Source organism: Mesorhizobium sp. WSM4832 (assembly GCF_055811115.1).
The window spans coordinates 1-16,798 of record NZ_JBVVQH010000014.1 but is presented as its reverse complement, the minus strand read 5'-3'; the positions used below and the strand labels follow the sequence as shown (position 1 = coordinate 16,798).

25 protein-coding genes and 1 riboswitch are annotated in these 16,798 nt (G+C 63.9%); of the genes, 8 read left to right on the top strand and 17 right to left on the bottom strand.

The annotated features are described in order from the left end of the window. The first annotated feature begins 18 nt into the window (after positions 1 to 18). Both AC0L2L_RS19730 and AC0L2L_RS19725 read left to right on the top strand, forming a co-directional pair. Positions 19 to 351 (top strand): hypothetical protein, encoded by a 333-nt coding sequence (locus tag AC0L2L_RS19730; protein WP_473580400.1) that lies wholly within the window; start codon positions 19 to 21, stop codon positions 349 to 351. Positions 352 to 513: 162 nt separating this feature from the next. Further along, positions 514 to 816 carry a DUF982 domain-containing protein gene (locus tag AC0L2L_RS19725; protein ID WP_473580399.1) on the top strand — a complete coding sequence of 101 codons (303 nt, stop codon included), beginning with the start codon at positions 514 to 516 and terminating at the stop codon, positions 814 to 816. 66 nt (positions 817 to 882) lie between these two features. On the opposite strand, the gene AC0L2L_RS19720 is transcribed toward AC0L2L_RS19725, so the two are convergent. Further along, complete coding sequence (locus AC0L2L_RS19720; RefSeq protein ID WP_473580397.1) at positions 883 to 1,785, bottom strand: LysR family transcriptional regulator; 903 nt, start codon at positions 1,783 to 1,785, stop codon at positions 883 to 885. A gap of 98 nt (positions 1,786 to 1,883) precedes the next feature. On the opposite strand from AC0L2L_RS19720, the gene AC0L2L_RS19715 reads away from it, so the two are divergent. Then, positions 1,884 to 2,732: an oxidoreductase gene (locus AC0L2L_RS19715; RefSeq protein ID WP_473580395.1), complete on the top strand. Its 849-nt coding sequence runs from the start codon at positions 1,884 to 1,886 to the stop codon at positions 2,730 to 2,732. 271 nt (positions 2,733 to 3,003) lie between these two features. On the opposite strand, the gene AC0L2L_RS19710 is transcribed toward AC0L2L_RS19715, so the two are convergent. From AC0L2L_RS19710 to AC0L2L_RS19695, 4 genes are all read right to left on the bottom strand, one after another. Next, positions 3,004 to 3,789 carry a GGDEF domain-containing protein gene (locus tag AC0L2L_RS19710; protein ID WP_473580393.1) on the bottom strand — a complete coding sequence of 262 codons (786 nt, stop codon included), beginning with the start codon at positions 3,787 to 3,789 and terminating at the stop codon, positions 3,004 to 3,006. A 341-nt stretch (positions 3,790 to 4,130) separates the two neighbouring features. After that, positions 4,131 to 4,967: a hypothetical protein gene (locus AC0L2L_RS19705; protein ID WP_473580392.1), complete on the bottom strand. Its 837-nt coding sequence runs from the start codon at positions 4,965 to 4,967 to the stop codon at positions 4,131 to 4,133. 106 nt (positions 4,968 to 5,073) lie between these two features. Further along, positions 5,074 to 5,208: a hypothetical protein gene (locus tag AC0L2L_RS19700; RefSeq protein WP_473580390.1), complete on the bottom strand. Its 135-nt coding sequence runs from the start codon at positions 5,206 to 5,208 to the stop codon at positions 5,074 to 5,076. A gap of 29 nt (positions 5,209 to 5,237) precedes the next feature. Next, complete coding sequence (locus tag AC0L2L_RS19695; RefSeq protein WP_473580389.1) at positions 5,238 to 5,750, bottom strand: DinB family protein; 513 nt, start codon at positions 5,748 to 5,750, stop codon at positions 5,238 to 5,240. A gap of 61 nt (positions 5,751 to 5,811) precedes the next feature. Here AC0L2L_RS19695 and AC0L2L_RS19690 point away from each other — a divergent pair, with 61 nt between their 5' ends. Beyond that, positions 5,812 to 6,504 (top strand): glutathione S-transferase family protein, encoded by a 693-nt coding sequence (locus tag AC0L2L_RS19690; RefSeq protein WP_473580387.1) that lies wholly within the window; start codon positions 5,812 to 5,814, stop codon positions 6,502 to 6,504. 16 nt (positions 6,505 to 6,520) lie between these two features. Further along, on the top strand, positions 6,521 to 6,817 hold the full coding sequence (locus AC0L2L_RS19685) for a DUF1905 domain-containing protein (protein WP_473580385.1): 297 nt from the start codon (positions 6,521 to 6,523) through the stop codon (positions 6,815 to 6,817). Here the strand turns inward: AC0L2L_RS19685 and AC0L2L_RS19680 are convergent. Further along, positions 6,814 to 7,158, bottom strand: a complete 345-nt coding sequence (locus AC0L2L_RS19680; RefSeq protein ID WP_473580383.1) for a hypothetical protein — start codon at positions 7,156 to 7,158, stop codon at positions 6,814 to 6,816. The two genes, AC0L2L_RS19685 and AC0L2L_RS19680, sit on opposite strands and share 4 nt — an antisense overlap. Positions 7,159 to 7,191: 33 nt before the next feature. Between AC0L2L_RS19680 and ndk the strand changes: the two genes are divergently transcribed. Together ndk and AC0L2L_RS19670 are read left to right on the top strand one after the other, a co-directional pair. Beyond that, on the top strand, positions 7,192 to 7,614 hold the full coding sequence (gene ndk / locus AC0L2L_RS19675) for a nucleoside-diphosphate kinase (protein ID WP_473580381.1): 423 nt from the start codon (positions 7,192 to 7,194) through the stop codon (positions 7,612 to 7,614). A 161-nt stretch (positions 7,615 to 7,775) separates the two neighbouring features. After that, entirely contained in the window at positions 7,776 to 8,006 is a 231-nt protein-coding gene (locus tag AC0L2L_RS19670) for a hypothetical protein (RefSeq protein ID WP_473580379.1), read from the top strand. On the opposite strand, the gene AC0L2L_RS19665 is transcribed toward AC0L2L_RS19670, so the two are convergent. The 10 genes from AC0L2L_RS19665 to AC0L2L_RS19620 all read right to left on the bottom strand — a co-directional run bounded on the left by AC0L2L_RS19665 (position 7,981) and on the right by AC0L2L_RS19620 (position 15,158). Beyond that, the gene (locus AC0L2L_RS19665) at positions 7,981 to 8,325 is read right to left on the bottom strand and encodes a DUF190 domain-containing protein (RefSeq protein ID WP_027165589.1); all 345 of its coding nucleotides are present in this window, start codon (positions 8,323 to 8,325) and stop codon (positions 7,981 to 7,983) included. The two genes, AC0L2L_RS19670 and AC0L2L_RS19665, sit on opposite strands and share 26 nt — an antisense overlap. Before the next feature lie 28 nt (positions 8,326 to 8,353). Next, positions 8,354 to 8,776, bottom strand: coding sequence for a fluoride efflux transporter CrcB (crcB, locus tag AC0L2L_RS19660; protein WP_473580377.1), 423 nt, complete (start codon positions 8,774 to 8,776; stop codon positions 8,354 to 8,356). A gap of 18 nt (positions 8,777 to 8,794) precedes the next feature. Then, positions 8,795 to 9,208 carry a fluoride efflux transporter CrcB gene (gene crcB, locus AC0L2L_RS19655; RefSeq protein ID WP_473580375.1) on the bottom strand — a complete coding sequence of 138 codons (414 nt, stop codon included), beginning with the start codon at positions 9,206 to 9,208 and terminating at the stop codon, positions 8,795 to 8,797. A gap of 97 nt (positions 9,209 to 9,305) precedes the next feature. Then, positions 9,306 to 9,368: riboswitch (Fluoride riboswitch) on the bottom strand. Positions 9,369 to 9,638: 270 nt separating this feature from the next. Beyond that, entirely contained in the window at positions 9,639 to 9,908 is a 270-nt protein-coding gene (locus tag AC0L2L_RS19650; RefSeq protein WP_473580373.1) for a hypothetical protein, read from the bottom strand. A gap of 289 nt (positions 9,909 to 10,197) precedes the next feature. Next, positions 10,198 to 10,611, bottom strand: coding sequence for a YbaY family lipoprotein (locus AC0L2L_RS19645; RefSeq protein WP_473580371.1), 414 nt, complete (start codon positions 10,609 to 10,611; stop codon positions 10,198 to 10,200). A 79-nt stretch (positions 10,612 to 10,690) separates the two neighbouring features. Then, a complete protein-coding gene (locus tag AC0L2L_RS19640; RefSeq protein WP_473580369.1) occupies positions 10,691 to 11,170 on the bottom strand; it encodes a molybdenum cofactor biosynthesis protein MoaE in 480 nt (159 codons plus the stop codon). 1 nt (position 11,171) lies between these two features. Next, the gene (gene moaD, locus AC0L2L_RS19635) at positions 11,172 to 11,429 is read right to left on the bottom strand and encodes a molybdopterin converting factor subunit 1 (protein ID WP_473580367.1); all 258 of its coding nucleotides are present in this window, start codon (positions 11,427 to 11,429) and stop codon (positions 11,172 to 11,174) included. 1 nt (position 11,430) lies between these two features. After that, on the bottom strand, positions 11,431 to 12,027 hold the full coding sequence (pgsA, locus tag AC0L2L_RS19630; protein WP_027165584.1) for a CDP-diacylglycerol--glycerol-3-phosphate 3-phosphatidyltransferase: 597 nt from the start codon (positions 12,025 to 12,027) through the stop codon (positions 11,431 to 11,433). A gap of 276 nt (positions 12,028 to 12,303) precedes the next feature. Then, positions 12,304 to 14,397, bottom strand: coding sequence for an excinuclease ABC subunit UvrC (uvrC, locus tag AC0L2L_RS19625; RefSeq protein WP_473580365.1), 2,094 nt, complete (start codon positions 14,395 to 14,397; stop codon positions 12,304 to 12,306). Next, on the bottom strand, positions 14,394 to 15,158 hold the full coding sequence (locus AC0L2L_RS19620; RefSeq protein ID WP_473580363.1) for an SDR family oxidoreductase: 765 nt from the start codon (positions 15,156 to 15,158) through the stop codon (positions 14,394 to 14,396). Before AC0L2L_RS19620 ends, uvrC begins: the two co-directional genes overlap by 4 nt. 410 nt (positions 15,159 to 15,568) lie before the next feature. On the opposite strand from AC0L2L_RS19620, the gene AC0L2L_RS19615 reads away from it, so the two are divergent. Then, the gene (locus tag AC0L2L_RS19615; RefSeq protein WP_473580361.1) at positions 15,569 to 16,216 is read left to right on the top strand and encodes an outer membrane protein; all 648 of its coding nucleotides are present in this window, start codon (positions 15,569 to 15,571) and stop codon (positions 16,214 to 16,216) included. Between the two features lie 72 nt (positions 16,217 to 16,288). Here AC0L2L_RS19615 and AC0L2L_RS19610 read toward each other — a convergent pair whose 3' ends face one another. Further along, on the bottom strand, positions 16,289 to 16,654 hold the full coding sequence (locus AC0L2L_RS19610) for a TfoX/Sxy family protein (RefSeq protein WP_473580360.1): 366 nt from the start codon (positions 16,652 to 16,654) through the stop codon (positions 16,289 to 16,291). Between the last annotated feature and the right edge of the window lie 144 nt (positions 16,655 to 16,798).

Below are 16,798 nucleotides of genomic sequence, written 5' to 3'. Positions count from 1 at the left end.
CATGAAAAGGAGGCGGAGATGAGAAACTTGATCCTCGCCGCTATGCTTGGCGTGTCCACTCTGGCACCGATGGCGGTCCCGGCGCAGGCGGTAAGCCTGACGATCACCACCGACAACGGCCGGTACGACGACGATTACTACTGGCGCCGCCACCGGTATGACGATGACTACTCATGGCGCCGCCATCACCACTGGCGCCATTACGGCATGGGCGACTATTACGGTGACCATCGGCGTTATTGGCGTCATCACAATCGCGACCGCTGCTATGTCAGGGTACACAGACGCTGGCATCATCACCACTGGGTGGTCAAGAGAGTCTGGAGCTGCGGCTGGCATAGAGGCTGGTGAGGCGGGCTGACGGCCGGCTCCGGCCCGGAACAGCAGTCAGACACAAAGAGGCTCCCGAACATGGAACCTCGAACCGCAAGGCGCGTTGTGAGGAGCTCTGGCTCCATCCCAGGACCGAAGGATTGCTGCCCGCCGTCCTCCGCCACAATTCGAGAGGTTCGAATGCACGACAGGATGTTCTTCACCCCGGTCGCCCTCAGCGTCGGCGCCGGCCACAAGCGCATGATCGCCTCGCTGTTCCAAATGCATGACTTCCTGACCGAGTTCCCGCCGTCGCGCCGTCGCCTCAGCTATGGCGCCGCTGTGAAGGCCTGCGAGGCGGCGCGCAGCGGAGAGATCCCGACCGAAGCCGCGCGCGATGCGCTGATCACCTTCGCGGTGACGGCCGGCGTGCTGTGGCCTTCGGAGCAGCCGGTCATCTCGGTCAAGCCCGTGGCGCGCGGCTATGGCGGCTTTGCCGCCTGAACAGATTCAGCCTTCCAGATCTGCCCGCTGCCTGCACGCCCTACCGAAATGGGCCGTCGGGGTTTGTCACTTGCGCCGGATATGACCACGCACCGCCTCGATGAACGCTGCCAACACCGGCCGCATCTGCTGTCGCGACGAATAATAGAGATGGAAGCCCGGGAATGACGGTGTCCACTCGGATAGCAGCCGGACAAGCCGGCCGTTCTCCAGGTAAGGCGCGACTTCGTGGCTGAGGAGATAGCCTATGCCCACCCCGTCCAGCACGGCTTCGAGCATCAGCTCGGGCTCATTGAATGTGAGCGGGCCGGACACCCGTACGTCCAAAGCCTGTCCGTCGCGCTCGAATTCCCAGGCGTAGATCGTCCCGGCCGCGACCATCCGGTAGTTTATACACTGGTGCCGGGTCAGGTCGCTCGGGTGGGTAATGGGAGTCGAGCGGGCTAGGTGATCGGGCGTTGCGACCACCGCCATGCTGAGGTCGGGCCCGACCTTGAGCGCGATCATGTCCCGCTCCAGTTTTTCGCCCAGGCGTATGCCCGCGTCGAACCGGTCGGCAACGATGTTGCGATAGGCGTAGTCGATCAGGACCTCGACCGTCGCGTGCGGATGCGCGGCGGTGAAAGCGGGCAGTACGGGCCGGATCACCGCCTCATAGGCCTGCCGCGTCGTTGTCAGGCGCAGCGTTCCGGAGACGGCGTTGCGTCCGAGGTCTAACGCATCCAGCGCGCCGCCGATGCTTTCCAGCGCCGGCTCCAGCGTCCCCAGCAGCGTCTCGCCTGCTTCGGTCACCGACACGCTTCGACTGTTGCGCTGGAGAAGGCGATAACCGAGCCGTGCCTCGAGCCGGCGGATTATATGGCTGAGATTCGATGTGGATGTCGCCAGCGCCGCGGCGGCGCGCGTGAAACTTTGCGCGCGAGCGACGGCGGCGAAGGCGGCAAGGTCGTCCAGGCTGGCGCGCGTCATCGTGCAATCCTGTTCAACAGCCCTTCCAATCAGTTCAGTCTAATCGAACGTTCTGCTGACCGCCATATAGCTGGTGTCAAAGGATGATGGAGATAGACATGCCAACGAAAAACGCCGTCTGGCTTATCACGGGCTGCTCGAAGGGTCTCGGCCGCGCGCTGGCGGAACAGGCTTTAGCTGACGGTTATCGCGTCGTCGTCACGGCGCGGCGCATCGCCGACATCGCCGACCTCGTCGCCGCCCACGGCAACGCGGCGCTCGCGGTCGAGCTCGACGTCACCGCTGCCGACCAGATCGCTGCCGCTGTCGCAGCAGCCGAGGATCGCTTCGGTGGCATCGACGTGCTGGTCAATAATGCCGGCTACGGCTACCTCGCGGCGATAGAGGAAGGTGACGACGAAGATGTCCGCGCACTGTTCGAGACCAACCTGTTCGGCCCGGTCAACCTGGTGAAGGCCGTGCTGCCGGGGATGCGCGCACGCCGGCGCGGACATATCGTCAACATCAGTTCCATCGGCGGCCTGCTCACCTACCCGGGCGTCGGCTACTATCACATGGTGAAGTTCGGCATCGAGGCGATGTCGGACACGTTGGCCAAGGAATTGGCGCCGCTGGGTATCGGGGTCACTGTGGTCGCGCCGGGCGCCTTCCGCACCGACTTCCGCGGCCCTGCCTCGATCAAACAGTCGGCAACGCGCATCGACGACTATGCCGACACCGCAGGCAAGTCGCGTGACGGAACGCTGACCGGCCACCGCAAACAGGCAGGCGACCCCGCGCGCGGCGCTCGCGCCATCATCACCGCTGTCGAGGCGCAGCATCCTCCCACGCATCTTCTGATCGGGGGCGATGCGCTGGATCAATTCCGTGGCAGGCTCGACGCGCTGCGGCAGGAAACCGACGCATGGGAGACGGTGGCTCGCAGCACTGATTTCGTTCCCGCCTAGTGCATGTCGCCCAGAAGTGTGCAGCGGTTCTGGGACAACGACATGCATAAAAACAAAAACTTAAAGCGTGTCGCCTGAATCCGTTTCAGCGCGACACGCTTTAGACAGGTTCAATCCGGCTTGGCGGCGGGTGAGGCTTCGGCGATCGGCGCAGCCGGTCCGGCCGCTGCGACGAAGGGGGTGACGAGCTGCTCCAAAGGATGAACTGACCGTTGATGGTGCCCTAAAGCGCCTCGCGCTGAAACGGTTTCAGGCGACGCGAAACAGGGCTTTAGTGGACCGTGCCGATAGAGTCGCCGCCCAGTGTCGCGCGCTGGCTCTCGAAGCTCACCCGGTCGCGGCCGTTGGACTTGGCCTTGTAAAGATGGCGGTCGGCGACCTGGAACATGTCGTGGTAGGTTGTCGGGCCGCTGAAGGCGATCCCGCCGATGCTCACCGAAAGCGGCCAGGGCCGCCCGCCCGGGGCAAACTCGGCCTCGCGGATGCTGCGTCTGATGGATTCGGCGACCACGAAGGAGCGCGCGGCGTCGGCGCCGGGCAGGAAGACCGCGAATTCCTCGCCGCCGATGCGTCCGACAATGTCGGCGCCGTGCAGTTGCCCCTTGATCGTCGCGGCGATCAACCTCAGCGCCTGGTCGCCGCAATCATGACCGAGGCGGTCATTGATCGACTTGAAATGGTCGGCATCGACGATCAGCAGCGCGCCCGCATCGGCGACCGCCTGGCCGCGCGCCTGCTCGAGATAGGCCTCGACCAGCATCGAGAAGGCGCCGCGGTTGAAGACCGCGGTCAGGCTGTCGGTCGCGGCAATGACGCCGAGTTCCTTCTGCGTGATCGCCAGCTGGCGCATCTTCCACATCAGGAAGAACAGGAAGGAGCCGCCAAGGGCAAGCGGCAGGAACAGGTCCGTGAGCTGCGCCCAAAGCAGCGCCTGCGGCGACAGCGAGGGGAAATTGAAGGAATCGACGAAGAAGGCGCAGGCAATGAAAAAGGCGGTGCCGGCCGCGGTGACCACCACGACCCTGCCCCAGCTTGTAGGGGACAAATCGATGCGCATTCCATTGCTCCCGTTGCAGCTGCCTTACTGTGGAGCACGAGCGCAAACGAAGTGCTAATACATTAGCTTCAATGCAAGCTTGGTTAACCGGCAGCCAAGCGCCCGAGATGTGACGCGACCGAGAAAGCCCGCCATCAGGGCGGCGGGCTTTTCTCGACTCCCGAGTCCTCTGGCTCCAAGCTCATGCCGGGGCCAGAACCGCTGCGCATTTCCGGGCGACATGATCTTTGTTTGATGCATGTCGTTGTCCCAGAACCGCTGCACACTTATGGGCGACATGCATCTTTGTTTTGATGCATGTCGTTGTCCCAGAACCGCTGCGCACTTCTGGGCGACATGCATTAGCGGCTGCCAGCGGAACCGCCCAAGGTGCCGCCACCACTGAGGCCTCCGGTCCCACCGAACGCACCGGAACCAGAGGTCGTGCCCATCGAGGTGCCGGTGGTTGTGCCCGCGGCGCCGCCGATCGAGCCAGCCGTGCCGGTGTTGAGGCCGCCAGAACCGCTTACGGTGCCAGTGCCGCCGACGCCGCCCGTTGCACCGAACGAGGTGCCGGTGGTTGTGCCCGTGGTGCCGATCGCGCCAGCCGTGCCGGCGTTGAGGCCGCCAGAACCGCTTACGCTGCCAGTGCCGCCGACGCCACCCGTTGCACCGAACGAGGCGCCGGTGCCGGTGGTCGTGCCCGAGGCGCCGCCAATCGACCCACCCGTGCCGGTGTTCAAGCCGCCGGAGCCGCCGACGGTGCCGGTGCCGCTGACGCCACCCGTTGCACCGAACGAGGTGCCGGTGGTTGTGCCCGTGATGTCGCCGATCGTGCTGCCCGTGCCGGTGTTGAGGCCGCCGGAGCCGCCTACGGTGGCAGTGCCACCGACGCCCGTTGCACCGAACAAGGTGTCTGTGCCGGTGGCGCCGCCGATCGAGGTCCCTGCTCCAGCGTTCAAGTCGCCCGTGCTACCCACGCCGACGCCGCCGATATTGCTGCCAAAGCCCGTGCCGAGACCGGTTGAACCACTGAGCGAACTCCCCGCGCCGATATTCAAGCCGCCCGAGCTGCCCACACCGGCGCCGCTATTATCGATGCCAAAGCCAATGTCGAGACCATCTGCATTCGCCGGCCCGGCGAGAATGGCGATGCCACCGACCAATACGCCGGCGATTTTCTCTACGATACCATTCATGGCATTCTCCTTCGTTGCCACATTTTGCCCACACCGCATCGCCGGAGAATCTTATCCGTGCGTATGCCTGTGCCAGAGGGAACGAGGGGAATACGAATGGGTCCGATCAGGGTTCCATTTTTTCAGGGAAAAATTCGTTGTTCCGAAACGATGTACGAGTTTTCCTTAATGTCTGAGCTTGATCAACGATCACCTGCCTGCGGCCGGGCAAGGCGCGGCAGAGGATCACCTTGATGTTCATGGAAAAATCCTGCCGGGGAACCAACCCGCTCAGGCGTAGGCGCGGCCTTCTTCGGAGCGCTGGAACAGCGCCAGGTCGAGCGGTACCGAGGGTCGGCCGAGCACGGTGAGCGCCATGTGCGCCTGGCCGCGATGATGGGTCTGGTGGTTGAAGAAATGGCTGAGCGCCGGCGAAAGCCGCTGCGAGACGGTGCGCATGTCGGAGAGCGTCATGTAGGAGAAGCGGCCGACGAGCGCCTTCTCGCTCATGCCACCGACCCAGTCGATGATCCGCTTGTCCTCCGCCTCGCGCGCGCTGTGCAAAGGTGGCAACGCTTTGCAAAGAATGGCGTCAAGGGACGACGGTGCGTGTCCCTCACCCGTGAAACGCTTCATCCAGATACGATCGGCGGTCAGGATATGGTTGAGCGTTCCCATCATCGAGCCGAAGAAAGCGCCGGTGTCGCGGTTGAATTCCTCGTCGGTGAGGTCGGCGGCGGCATCGTAGAGGCGGCTATTGGCCCATTGATTGTAGGCCGCAAACATCATGAAATGCTGTTTCATAGTTCCCACCCGGCTCATTGCGAATCCGGGCTCTACGTAACCCGCAGCAACGGACCCGCCAATGACCATTCTGCTCTACGACCTCGTCGGCCATGACGCCGCACGCCCGTTCAGCCCGCACTGCTGGAAGACCAAGATGGCTTTGGCGCATAAGGGGCTCGCCGCCACCGAGGTGCCAACGCGCTTCCTCGAGGTGCTGAAAGTCGAGGGCGGCGTGTCGAAGACGGTGCCGGTGATCCGCGACGGCGAGCGCGTGGTGGCCGATTCCTTCGCCATCGCGCTCTATCTGGACGAAGCCTATCCGGAACGGCCGACGCTGTTCGGCGGCGAAGGCGGCAAGGCTATGGCGCGCTTCGTCGAGCGCTGGTCGCAGCTCACCATCCACCCCTATATCGCGACGGTGGCGCTGACCGACCTGCACGCAATGCAGGACGAGCCGAATGCCGCCTACTTCCGCGAGGATCGCGAGCGGCGCTACGGCAAGCGGCTGGAAGATGTCGTGGCCAACCGCGACGCAGGGCTCTCGACCTTCCGCGCCGCGCTGGAGCCGCTGCGTTCGACGCTCAGCTACCAGCCCTTCATCGGCGGCGAGACGCCCTTGTTTGCCGATTACATCGTTTTCGGGGCCCTGCAATGGGGCCGCATCGCCTCGCCTTTCCAATTGCTCGATGACGCCGACGTCATCGCCCACTGGTTCGAGCGCTGCCTCGACCTGCATGGCGGGATCGGCAGGCAAGTCGCGGCGGCCGCGTAACGGCCGAGGGCGTCGGATGTTGCACTATGAGATGCGGACCGAGATCTGGATCTATCCGGGCAAGGGCGGCTGGCATTTCGTGACGTTGCCGGTGGACGTCGCGGCGCGGATCAAAGCGGCGATGGCGGGACTGGCGCGCCCCTGGGGCTCGCTCGGCGTCACGGCGAGCATCGGCAAGACAAGGTGGCAGACATCGCTCTTTCCCGACAAGGCGTCCGGCAGCCTGCTCCTGCCCATCAAAGGCTCGGTGCGGCGGCGTGAGGGGCTCACGGCCGGCGACGCGCCGGCGCTGACGGTAGAAATCGAGCTTTAGTTCTGCCTGGGCGCATTCTTGTCGACCAGCCTGACGCAGATCGGATCGCCCTTTTCCATGCGCGTGCATTGCCATTCCGGGCCGAAGCCGAAATTCTGCTGTTCGCGCCCTGGAAAGAACAGCAGGACGAAGCCGATCGCGGCAAGAACTATGGCGATGAAGAGAATACCGGCGACATCGCCACGTCTGAGGTAAGGCCGGTTCATCGCCTCCACGCCTGGATGCTCCAAGGCTGCGTTCAGCGCGTTCGCAGCCGCCTGATTATCCCGCAAAGAGCCCGCCTTGGCCAGAAGCCGCCTCCCCTTGGCAAGGCGGCGGGCGGCTTGTATAGAGCCCGCCACTCCAATTTCCATTCCCAGAACAAGGACGACCCTATGGCGATCGAACGCACCTTCTCCATGATCAAGCCCGACGCGACCAAGCGCAACCTGACGGGCGCCATCACCAAGATGCTGGAAGACGCCGGCCTGCGCATCATCGCATCGCGCCGCGTGTGGATGAGCCGCCGCGAGGCGGAAGGTTTCTACGCCGTCCACAAGGATCGCCCGTTCTTCGGCGAGCTGGTGGAATTCATGTCGTCGGCCCCGACCATCGTGCAGGTGCTGGAAGGCGAGAACGCCATCGCCAAGAACCGCGAAGTGATGGGCGCCACCAACCCGGCCAATGCGGCCGAGGGCACCATCCGCAAGGTGCATGCACTGTCGATCGGCGAGAACTCAGTGCATGGCTCGGACGCGCCGGAGACGGCCGCGCAGGAGATCAAATACTGGTTCTCCGACACCGAGATCGTCGGCTGAACCGAAAAACCGGCTTTTGCAACGAAGGCGGCCCGAGGGCCGCTTTTTTGTCGCAAGGGGGTTGGCAGCCAAATTGGGTGCACTAAGTCCGGCCCGTCGGCGAAGGGATGTCGCCGGCTGAAAGCATTGTCGCGCTTGCGTCTAGTAAAAGGGAGGGAAGCATGGCCCAACTCCATGTTTCCAGGAGTGGCGCTGCGTATCCGGACGATCTCGTCCTGTTGAAGCGCCTTTACGACCAGGTCTGCGAGGAACGAGGCATTGTCCCCGGCAGCCAGGAAGCGTCGGAGCTGGCGATCGAAGCCATGAAGCTTTTTTCCGCCGGCATTTTCGACGAGGACACGATCGGCAGGTGCTTGCGCGGCGGTTTCAGTCCCCATCGCCGTAGCGGATGACCTCTACCTTCTCCCTGGTGATCAGGCAGCTCTTCGTCTTGGTCAGCGCCTTGATCTCGGGGATCAGCGCGTCGATCTTCTCCGGCGCGTCGACGATTTCGACAACGATGGGCAGATCCTGCGACAGGCGCAGGATCTTGGCGGTATGCAGCACGCTCGAGCGGCCGAAGCCGAGCGGACCTCGCAGCACCGTGGCGCCGGCCATGCCGGTCTCGCGCGCCTTGATGACGATCGCCTCGTGCAGCGGCTTGCCGTCGGCTGCCCTGTCGTCCTCGCCGAAGAAGATCCTGAGCAGCGCGCATTGCGCGGGAAGTTCCATGTTCTCCTCCTGTTACCTGTTGCCCCGATCACCTATCGACCGGCAGGCGGTTGAGCCTGGACGCCATGAGATAGCCGAGCCACGCGGCGGCGAGCGACAGGGCGACCACACTGATGAAATAGGTCGCGGCCAGCGGCAAGTCGCCTTCGAGCAGCAGGATGAAGGTGTCGAGGCTCATCGCCGAGAAGGTGGTGAGCCCGCCGCAGAAGCCGGCCATGATGAAATTGCGGCTGGCGGGACCGACCATCAGGCGGCCGTCCGGCCCGGTCAACGTGGCGAAGGCCATGATGATCCACGAGCCGACGACATTGACGAAAGCGGTCGAATAAAGCGCGTTGAGACCCAGCAGCGAGACGATGACATAGCCCGACAGGAAGCGGGCCAGCGAGCCGACCGCCGCGCCGCAGCCGACCGCCAGGTAAAGCCGCACCGCCGTCTGCCTGTCCGCCACCGCCCGGCTCGCCATAACTCAGCCCGCCACCCAGGTGGTTGAACCAACCACCCAGGCGACCGCCCAGAAGCCGAGGGCGACGAACAATACACACAGCACCGAGGAAGCGACGACATTGAAGGCGGCGAGCCGCCCCTCGCCGTCGAGCGCAAGGTTGAGCGTCTGCAGGCAGAAGGACGACACCGTGGTGTAGCCGCCGAACAGGCCGACGACGATCAGGTCGCGGACGAGATCGCTGGCGAAGACGCCGCCGACCGCCCGCGCCGCGCCGGCGAAGGCGCCGATGGCAAGGGCGCCGGAAACGTTGACCAGAAGCGTGCCCCAGGGAAAGGTCTCGCCGATGCCCCGGCCGACCACGCCGGAGAGGAAAAAGCGGGAAATGCCGCCCAAGAAACCACCGATCAGGACCAGGGCGCAAGCCGCAAGGGTCATCGCTTCAATGCCTTTCCAAACGCGATTCCGCACCGGAATCACTTCACGAAATCAGGCATGATACGAGCGGGAAAACAAATCCTGCCGCGCAAGAGCACGCCTGGCAGGAGTCATCAGCCCATAAGGGCGGTTTCGGGGGAACCCCATCCCCATTTTCGTGAGGGAAGCTATGCGGTTGCCTCGGCGCGGTCAATCAGGGCGCCCTGCGGAAATAATCAGGACCGCGTTCCTTCGCGCCCCCCTCTGTCCTGCCGGACATCTCCCCCACTTTGGGGGGAGATCAGACGTCACGCCGACTTTCGCCAATCCCCAACGTCGCAGGAGATGAGCCGGCATCGAAGCTGCCAATCTCCTCCCTCGTGGGGAGATGTCCGGCAGGACAGAGGGGGGCGCTGTCCCGCCGGCGTCACAAGGTGCTACTCGGCCAAACTTACTTCGCCTGGCGCTCCTTCACATTCGCATGATCGTTTGCCGCCGCGGTGTCGGTGGCGGGCGTCTTGGTCTCCTCACCGGAAAACGGACTGCCCTGCCCAGGCGCGAGGTCGCCGCTATGGCCGGCCTTGTTGGTCTGGAAGGGCTGGCTGTCGGAGCTGAGCCCATGCTGCTGAGCGTTGAACAGATGGTCGTCCGCCTTGGCAAGACCGGTGAAGCCGATCAAAGATAAGCCTGTGGCAGCAAGGATGAGCGCGTGCATTCTCATATCTGGAACTCCTTTCGAGTGGCCAGATCGACCCGCGCATTCGGTCTGGCGGTTTCAACGAAGGGACATGATCCCTTTGCCTGCCCGCCATCTGGATAGGTCAACGCGCGACGCAGCCGGTTTATTCCAGCGAACACGGTTTTCCAGGCCGAAAAAGTCGCACCCCTCGCGCCAGCCTTCCCAGCTTCGCTGACTTGGAATGTTGCCTGCGGCCCGGCGATGACTCCGATGCTGTTGATGTCGATGAGCCAGTTCTGGTCTCATCGCGGAACCGGCCCGGCGCGCGCAGTCAGCGCGCCATTTTCACCAACACCGTCTGGGGCTTGCCGGCCAGCGGATCGACCTGATGGCTCGTGCCGGTGACGAACATCAGCCGCTCGCCGACGGTGATGCGCGCCTGCAGCGCATAAGTGCGGCCCTTCTGGATCGCCTTGGGATCGAAGCCGATCTCGAAGCTGATCGGCATCTGGCCGGCCGGCGCTACCCTGCGCCTGGCGATGACGGTTGCCGGCGCATCGGCCAACGAGACGTCGGCGAGCTCGACCACCAGCACGGCATCGGGCGGCAGGGCGATGCGCTCGCGATAGGTCACCTCGCCCGCAATCGTCTTTTCGCCGGCCTTGGTCACTTCCGGCACGGCAAGCACGCCGACGACCAGCGGCGCCAGCCCGAAGATGAAGAATTCCGCGATCCTGTCCAGCATGAGATTGCTCCGCCAAGCAAATCAAACCGATTGGCAGGCTTGGGAAGGATTGCGGTCGTTCGATGGCCGAACGGGATTTTTATTCGTGCGGTTTGGTCCAGCGGTCCGCCGCGTGATCGTCGGCCTCCTTGGCCTCGACCCAACCGCCCTGGGAACCGTCGGCCAGATGCTCCTTCTTCCAGAAGGGCGCGCGCGACTTCAGGTAATCCATCAGGAAATTCGCCGCCTCGAAGGCCGCCTGGCGATGCGACGAGGCCGCCACCACCAGCACGATGTTTTCGCCCGGCGCTATCTTTCCGTGGCGATGGATGACGGTCAGCCCCTGCAGCGGCCAGCGCTCGACGGCCTGCGCGGCGATACGGCCGATCTCGGCCTCCGCCATGCCGGGATAGTGTTCGAGCTCGAGCGCCGACAGCGCGCCCTGCTCATCACGGCAAAGGCCGGAAAAAGTGACCACCGCGCCGATATCGGCGCGGCCCCTGGTCAGGCCGGCGATCTCGGCGGCGACGTCGAAATCCTCGCGCTGGATGCGGATGGCGGGCACGACCGCGCCGGCCATCTCAGCCTCCGGTCATCGGCGGAAACAGCGCGATCTCGCGCGCGCCCGCTATCTTCTCGCGGTGGCCGACATGTTCCTGATTGATGGCGACGCGGATGACGTCCGGGTACTGCAGCGCGTTCTCATATTCCTCGCCGCGCGACTTCAGCCAGCGCAGCAAATCGGCAACCGTCTCGATGCCGGAAGGCAACTCGACTTCCTCCTCCGGCTTGCCGATCCGCTCGCGTACCCAGGCGAAATAGATGAGCTTTGTTGACATCTCACTCGTCCATGATGTGCTTGAGGCCGGCGCGGAAATAATCGTAGCCGGTATAGAGCGTGACGAGTGCCGCGACCCACAGCAGCACCAGGCCGATCTGGGTGGTCAGCGGAAAGATCTTGTCGCCGGCCGGGCCGACCAGCAGGAAGGCGATGGCGACCATCTGGATGGTGGTCTTCCATTTGGCGAGTTGGGTCACCGGCACCGAGACTTTCAAGGCAGCCAGATATTCGCGCAGACCCGAAACCAGGATCTCGCGGCACAGGATGATGATCGCCGCCCACAGCGACCAGCCGGCGATGCCGGCGTGGCGGTCGGTATCGGCGGCAAGCAACAGCAGGCAGGTGGCGACCAAAAGCTTGTCGGCGATCGGATCCAGCATCTTGCCGATGTTTGAGGTCTGCTGCCAGGCGCGCGCGAAATAGCCGTCAAAGTAATCGGTGATCGAGGCGAGCAGGAAAATGACGAGCGCCGACCAGCGGGCGAAGTCGGAAGACTTCAGATGCCCCTCGAGAAAGAAGCACAGAACGACCAGCGGCACCGCGACGATGCGGGCATAGGTGAGGATGTTCGGCAGGTTGAACGCGCGCTGTGCCATATCGTCTCGGGAAACTCCTCCGCCAGACGTACTCAAATCAGAAGCCAATGTAGGGGGTCAACAGGCGAGATTCGATTGACCAGGGAAAAATGGGGCGAAGGCCGGGGTGGATGATACCGATATTACCCGAAGTCCTACACAACAAGCGTTCAATTTGTCGAGCGCGCCATCGCGGGCATTGGAGATTGGCCGAGGCCTTCGCGCCGTGTGCCGCGGCCAAGCTCCAGAGTACAGCTGGCCAGCGCAAGTCTCGTCAACCTTCCTTGCGACCGACCCTCAGCTCTCATGAAAATGATTGTAGACCAGTTTCGCGACGTGCTCGGAAATGCCGTCGACCTTGACCAGGTCCTCGACCGCGGCGCGGCTGACCGCCTTGGCAGTGCCGAATGCATGAAGCAGCGCGCGCTTGCGGCCGGGACCGATGCCGGCGATCTCGTCGAGCGGACTTTTCACCATTTCCTTCTTACGACGGGCGCGGTGCGAGCCGATGGCGAAGCGGTGCACCTCGTCGCGCAGGCGCTGGACGAAATAGAGCACCGGATCGCGCATCGGCAGCATGAAGGAGTCCCTGCCCTTGACGAAGAAGCGCTCGCGGCCGGCGTCACGGTCCGGGCCCTTGGCGATGCCTATTGCCGTGACCCGATCCTCGATGCCGAGGTCGGCAAGGATCTGGCGCACCGCCGTCATCTGGCCCTGGCCGCCGTCGATCAGGATGACGTCGGGCCAGGCAGGAAAGCCGCCATTGCCGGCGACCAGATCTTCCTCGCCGGCGTCTTCCTCAGCGGCCGGGCTTTCCAACACCGACGACTTCTGCTCGTCGCCATGCTCCTTGAGCAGCCGCGAAAAACGCCGCTGCATCACCTCGCGCATCATGCCGAAATCGTCGCCGGGCGTGATCTCGGTCGAGCGGATGTTGAATTTCCGATACTGGTTCTTCACGAAGCCTTCCGGCCCGGCAACGACCATGGCGCCGACCGCATTTGTGCCCATGATGTGCGAGTTGTCGTAGACCTCGATGCGCACCGGCGGTTTTTTCAGGCCGAAGGTCTCGGCAAAGCCCGTGAGCAGCCGCGCCTGGGTCGAGGTTTCCGCCAGCCTGCGGCCGAGCGCCTCGCGCGCATTCTGAAGGGCGTTGTCGGTCAAGTCCTTCTTCTCGCCGCGCTGCGGCACTGAAATCGCCATCTTGCGGCCGGCGCGGGTGGAGAGCGCCTCGGCCAGCAGTTCCTGGTCCTCAACGCCATGCGAAAGAAGAATGGCGCGCGGCGTCGGCTTGTCGTCATAGAACTGCGCCAGGAACGAGCCCAGCACCTCGGCCGGCTCCAGCGCCGGATCGGCCTTCGGGAAATAGGCGCGGTTGCCCCAGTTCTGGCCGGTGCGGAAGAAGAACACCTGGATGCAGGTCTGACCGCCTTCCTGGTGGATGGCGAAGACATCGGCCTCGTCGACGGTCGCGGGGTTGATGCCCTGATGGCTCTGCACATGCGACAGGGCCGCCAGCCGGTCGCGATAGATGGCGGCGCGTTCGAAATCGAGATCCTGCGAGGCCTGCTGCATGGCGGCCGAAATCTCGGTCTTCACCTTCTGGCTGCGGCCGGAGAGGAAATCCTTCGCCTCGGCGACCAAATGGGCATAGTCCTGGTGCGAGATCTCGCCAGTGCAGGGACCGGCGCAGCGCTTGATCTGATAGAGCAGGCACGGCCTTGTGCGGTTCTCGTAGAAGGAGTTGGTGCAACTCCGAAGCAGAAAGGCGCGCTGCAGCGAATTGATGGTGCGGCCGACTGCGCCGGCGGAAGCGAAGGGCCCGAAATAGTCGCCCTTGCGCGAGCGCGCGCCGCGATGCTTGTAGATGCCGGGCGAGACATGGTCGCCGGTCAAAAGGATGTAGGGAAACGACTTGTCGTCCCGCATCAGGACGTTGAAGCGGGGCCTGAGCCGCTTGATGAGGTTAGCCTCGAGCAGCAGCGCCTCGATCTCGGTGCGGGTGACGACGAACTCCATCGTCGACGTCTCGCGCACCATGCGGCCGATGCGGGCGGTGTGGAAACGGCCCTGCGCGTAATTGGTGACGCGTTTCTTCAGGCTGCGCGCCTTGCCGACATAGAGCACGTCGCCGGCGGCGTTCATCATGCGGTAGACGCCGGGCTGGTTCGGCAGCCGCTTGACCAGGGTCTGGATCACCTCGGCGCCGATCATGCCGTCGGCATCGCCGGCATGCGGCGTCCAATCGATGGCCGTGAAGGCGACATCGGGTCCGGCTGCGGCAACCGGCTCGACGATCTCCTCCGCCGCTTCGTCCTCGAGGTCGGTATCGGGGGGCAGGTCGTCGGCGGCTATGCCGTTTCGCCTATGCTTGTGGTCTACGGGACTCATTCCACCATGCCTGTCACATCGGGTGTCTGCCACGCAAGATGCTGGCCGCCATCGAGCGCGATCATCTGGCCGGTCACCGAGCGCGCCTGCCAGAGATAGCGGATTGTGGCGCCGAATTCGGGCAATTGCGGGCCGCGCTTCAGAATCAGGCCCTCGACCTGGCTTTCGAAATCATCGTCGTCCTGGCGCTTGTTCTTCAGCGTCGGGCCTGGGCCTATGGCGTTGACGCGGATGCGCGGCCCCAGCGCCTGCGCCAGCATCTGCGTTTGCGTCCACAGGGCCGATTTCGACAGCGCATAGGAGAAGTAGCGCGGCGTCGGGCGCCAGACGCGCTGGTCGATGATGTTGACGATCAGTCCCTCCTGGCCTTGTGGCAAGGCGCGGGCAAAGTCCTGCGCCAGCAGCGCCGGCGTCTTCACATGGATGGCGAAATGGCGGTCCCAGACCTGCCAGTCGAAATCCTCCACCCGGTCGTCGACGAACAGGGAAGCGTTGTTGACCAGCAGCGTGACAGGTCCGAGCGCCGCTTGCGCACGGCCAACGAGGTCGCCCACGGCATCCATATCGGTGAGGTCGGCGGCGACCACGGCGGCACGGCCGCCCTCGCCCGCGATCTTCTTTGCCAGCGTCTCGGCTTCGTCGCCGGAGCGGTTGGCGTGGATGGCGACGGCATAGCCATTGGCGGCCAGATCCTCGACGATCGCCTTGCCGATCCGCCTTGCTCCACCCGTCACCAGCGCGACGGCCGTGGCTTGTTTCATGGTGTCAATCCTCACTCGGCTTCACGATTCCGGGAAGCCGGCACAATATGACGGGCCAAGCGTTAAATGCCATTTCCACCTGGGGCAGGAATGTGGCGAAGCGGCCCGGACGCTCGTCCGCCCCACCGGATTCGGGGCGCCGTTGACGCCAATATATGTCGCGGAACCCCTTGAACCAAGCGGTGTGCAGCGCAACATAATTAGCCTGCTGACATTCGCTGTTGCGAAGATGCAACATCAACTTTCGGCCTTATTCGCGCCGGGGAATGACCCAAGTTCAGGTTCGCTTCAGCCGCATTTCAGCACGACATTTGGAACCGTTAAGCGCCAGGCCCGTTTATCCCCCCGGACGGGCCGGGGCGTTTCATGAACAAACAAGCCTAAGTGTCTTGTGGCTTAAGGAGTATATAATGAAGACCAATCTCAAATTCGCGCCGCTCGCCGCTGCGCTCGGGCTGTTCGCCCTTGGTGGTACCGCCTTTGCGGCCGACGTCGTTTCCGAAGAGCCGCCGGCTCCCGCCCCGGTTGCCGAGCTTCCGGTTGCTTCCTGGGCCGGCCCCTATGCCGGTATCAATCTCGGATACGGCTTCGGCGGCCATGTGAAAGCCCCCGGCGTCGACGCCAAGACCAAGGGCTTCATCGGCGGCGTTTTCGGCGGCTACAACTGGCAGCAGGATAACTTCGTCTACGGTGCTGAAGCCGACCTCGGCTACAACGGCACCAAGGGTTCGGACAACGGCCTTTCCGCCAAGTCCGGCATCGAAGGTTCGCTGCGCGCGCGCCTCGGCTATGCCGTGACCCCGGAAATCCTGCTCTACGGCACGGGCGGTCTCGCCGCCAAGAACCAGAAGATCGACGACAGCGTCACCGGCGTGAACGACAGCAAGGCCATGCTCGGCTGGACCGCCGGCGCAGGCACCGACATCAAGATCACGGACAACGTGTTCGGCCGCGTCGAATATCGCTACACCGACTACGGCAGCAAGAACTTCGGCGACACAGGCAAGGTCAAGTCTTCGGACAACCGCGTCACCTTCGGCGTCGGTATGAAGTTCTAAGTCGTTAGAAGCCACGACACGGAAAAGCCGGGCCTTGCGCCCGGCTTTTTTTGTGGCTGCGTTCGCCTCGGCTCAGGCGCTCTTCTTTGCGGGTTTGACCTTCGGCGGCAAAGTTTCGACGAAGGCCAGGGCTCGGTCGAGCCAGGCTGCGAGGTCGGCTTCACTCGCAGTGCCCTCCGGCGCGACGTGGACATAGCCTTCCATCGCGCGCCCACCCATCTCCATCGGCCGAGCATGGGGCCGTGCGGCAGCGGCCGCATGCGCGGCCTTGCCGACACGCACCAGCAAGCCTCGCTTCGAGGTGCCTATCAGCATGTTGCCATTGATCATGAAGCAGGTGCCGCCGAACATCTTCTGCTCGGTGAAGGCGCGCCGGCCGAGGGCGGCGCGCAGGCGCTCGACCATCGGGTCGGGCGTGCTGGTTTTGGGCTTTGCCATGCTCACCACTCCCATTTGGGTGATGTCAGGCAAGCATGGAAGAGAATGGGGTTCAAGGTGGGCGCGCTCCCCTTCTCCCCTCACATGAGGACCATGGGGTCAAGAGGTTGATCGGGCTGGCTGCTGGTTTGGTTCGTGGGCAGC

Excerpts from the sequence above, each read along its gene's own strand:
- AC0L2L_RS19730 (WP_473580400.1), top strand. The coding sequence starts at position 19 with ATGAGAAACTTGATCCTCGCCGCTATGCTTGGCGTGTCCACTCTGGCA.
- AC0L2L_RS19725 (WP_473580399.1), top strand. The coding sequence starts at position 514 with ATGCACGACAGGATGTTCTTCACCCCGGTCGCCCTCAGCGTCGGCGCC.
- AC0L2L_RS19720 (WP_473580397.1), bottom strand. The coding sequence starts at position 1,785 with ATGACGCGCGCCAGCCTGGACGACCTTGCCGCCTTCGCCGCCGTCGCT.
- AC0L2L_RS19715 (WP_473580395.1), top strand. The coding sequence starts at position 1,884 with ATGCCAACGAAAAACGCCGTCTGGCTTATCACGGGCTGCTCGAAGGGT.
- AC0L2L_RS19710 (WP_473580393.1), bottom strand. The coding sequence starts at position 3,789 with ATGCGCATCGATTTGTCCCCTACAAGCTGGGGCAGGGTCGTGGTGGTC.
- AC0L2L_RS19705 (WP_473580392.1), bottom strand. The coding sequence starts at position 4,967 with ATGAATGGTATCGTAGAGAAAATCGCCGGCGTATTGGTCGGTGGCATC.
- AC0L2L_RS19700 (WP_473580390.1), bottom strand. The coding sequence starts at position 5,208 with ATGAACATCAAGGTGATCCTCTGCCGCGCCTTGCCCGGCCGCAGGCAG.
- AC0L2L_RS19695 (WP_473580389.1), bottom strand. The coding sequence starts at position 5,750 with ATGAAACAGCATTTCATGATGTTTGCGGCCTACAATCAATGGGCCAAT.
- AC0L2L_RS19690 (WP_473580387.1), top strand. The coding sequence starts at position 5,812 with ATGACCATTCTGCTCTACGACCTCGTCGGCCATGACGCCGCACGCCCG.
- AC0L2L_RS19685 (WP_473580385.1), top strand. The coding sequence starts at position 6,521 with ATGTTGCACTATGAGATGCGGACCGAGATCTGGATCTATCCGGGCAAG.
- ndk (WP_473580381.1), top strand. The coding sequence starts at position 7,192 with ATGGCGATCGAACGCACCTTCTCCATGATCAAGCCCGACGCGACCAAG.
- AC0L2L_RS19670 (WP_473580379.1), top strand. The coding sequence starts at position 7,776 with ATGGCCCAACTCCATGTTTCCAGGAGTGGCGCTGCGTATCCGGACGAT.
- AC0L2L_RS19665 (WP_027165589.1), bottom strand. The coding sequence starts at position 8,325 with ATGGAACTTCCCGCGCAATGCGCGCTGCTCAGGATCTTCTTCGGCGAG.
- crcB (WP_473580375.1), bottom strand. The coding sequence starts at position 9,208 with ATGACCCTTGCGGCTTGCGCCCTGGTCCTGATCGGTGGTTTCTTGGGC.
- AC0L2L_RS19650 (WP_473580373.1), bottom strand. The coding sequence starts at position 9,908 with ATGAGAATGCACGCGCTCATCCTTGCTGCCACAGGCTTATCTTTGATC.
- AC0L2L_RS19645 (WP_473580371.1), bottom strand. The coding sequence starts at position 10,611 with ATGCTGGACAGGATCGCGGAATTCTTCATCTTCGGGCTGGCGCCGCTG.
- AC0L2L_RS19640 (WP_473580369.1), bottom strand. The coding sequence starts at position 11,170 with ATGGCCGGCGCGGTCGTGCCCGCCATCCGCATCCAGCGCGAGGATTTC.
- moaD (WP_473580367.1), bottom strand. The coding sequence starts at position 11,429 with ATGTCAACAAAGCTCATCTATTTCGCCTGGGTACGCGAGCGGATCGGC.
- pgsA (WP_027165584.1), bottom strand. The coding sequence starts at position 12,027 with ATGGCACAGCGCGCGTTCAACCTGCCGAACATCCTCACCTATGCCCGC.
- uvrC (WP_473580365.1), bottom strand. The coding sequence starts at position 14,397 with ATGAGTCCCGTAGACCACAAGCATAGGCGAAACGGCATAGCCGCCGAC.
- AC0L2L_RS19620 (WP_473580363.1), bottom strand. The coding sequence starts at position 15,158 with ATGAAACAAGCCACGGCCGTCGCGCTGGTGACGGGTGGAGCAAGGCGG.
- AC0L2L_RS19615 (WP_473580361.1), top strand. The coding sequence starts at position 15,569 with ATGAAGACCAATCTCAAATTCGCGCCGCTCGCCGCTGCGCTCGGGCTG.
- AC0L2L_RS19610 (WP_473580360.1), bottom strand. The coding sequence starts at position 16,654 with ATGGCAAAGCCCAAAACCAGCACGCCCGACCCGATGGTCGAGCGCCTG.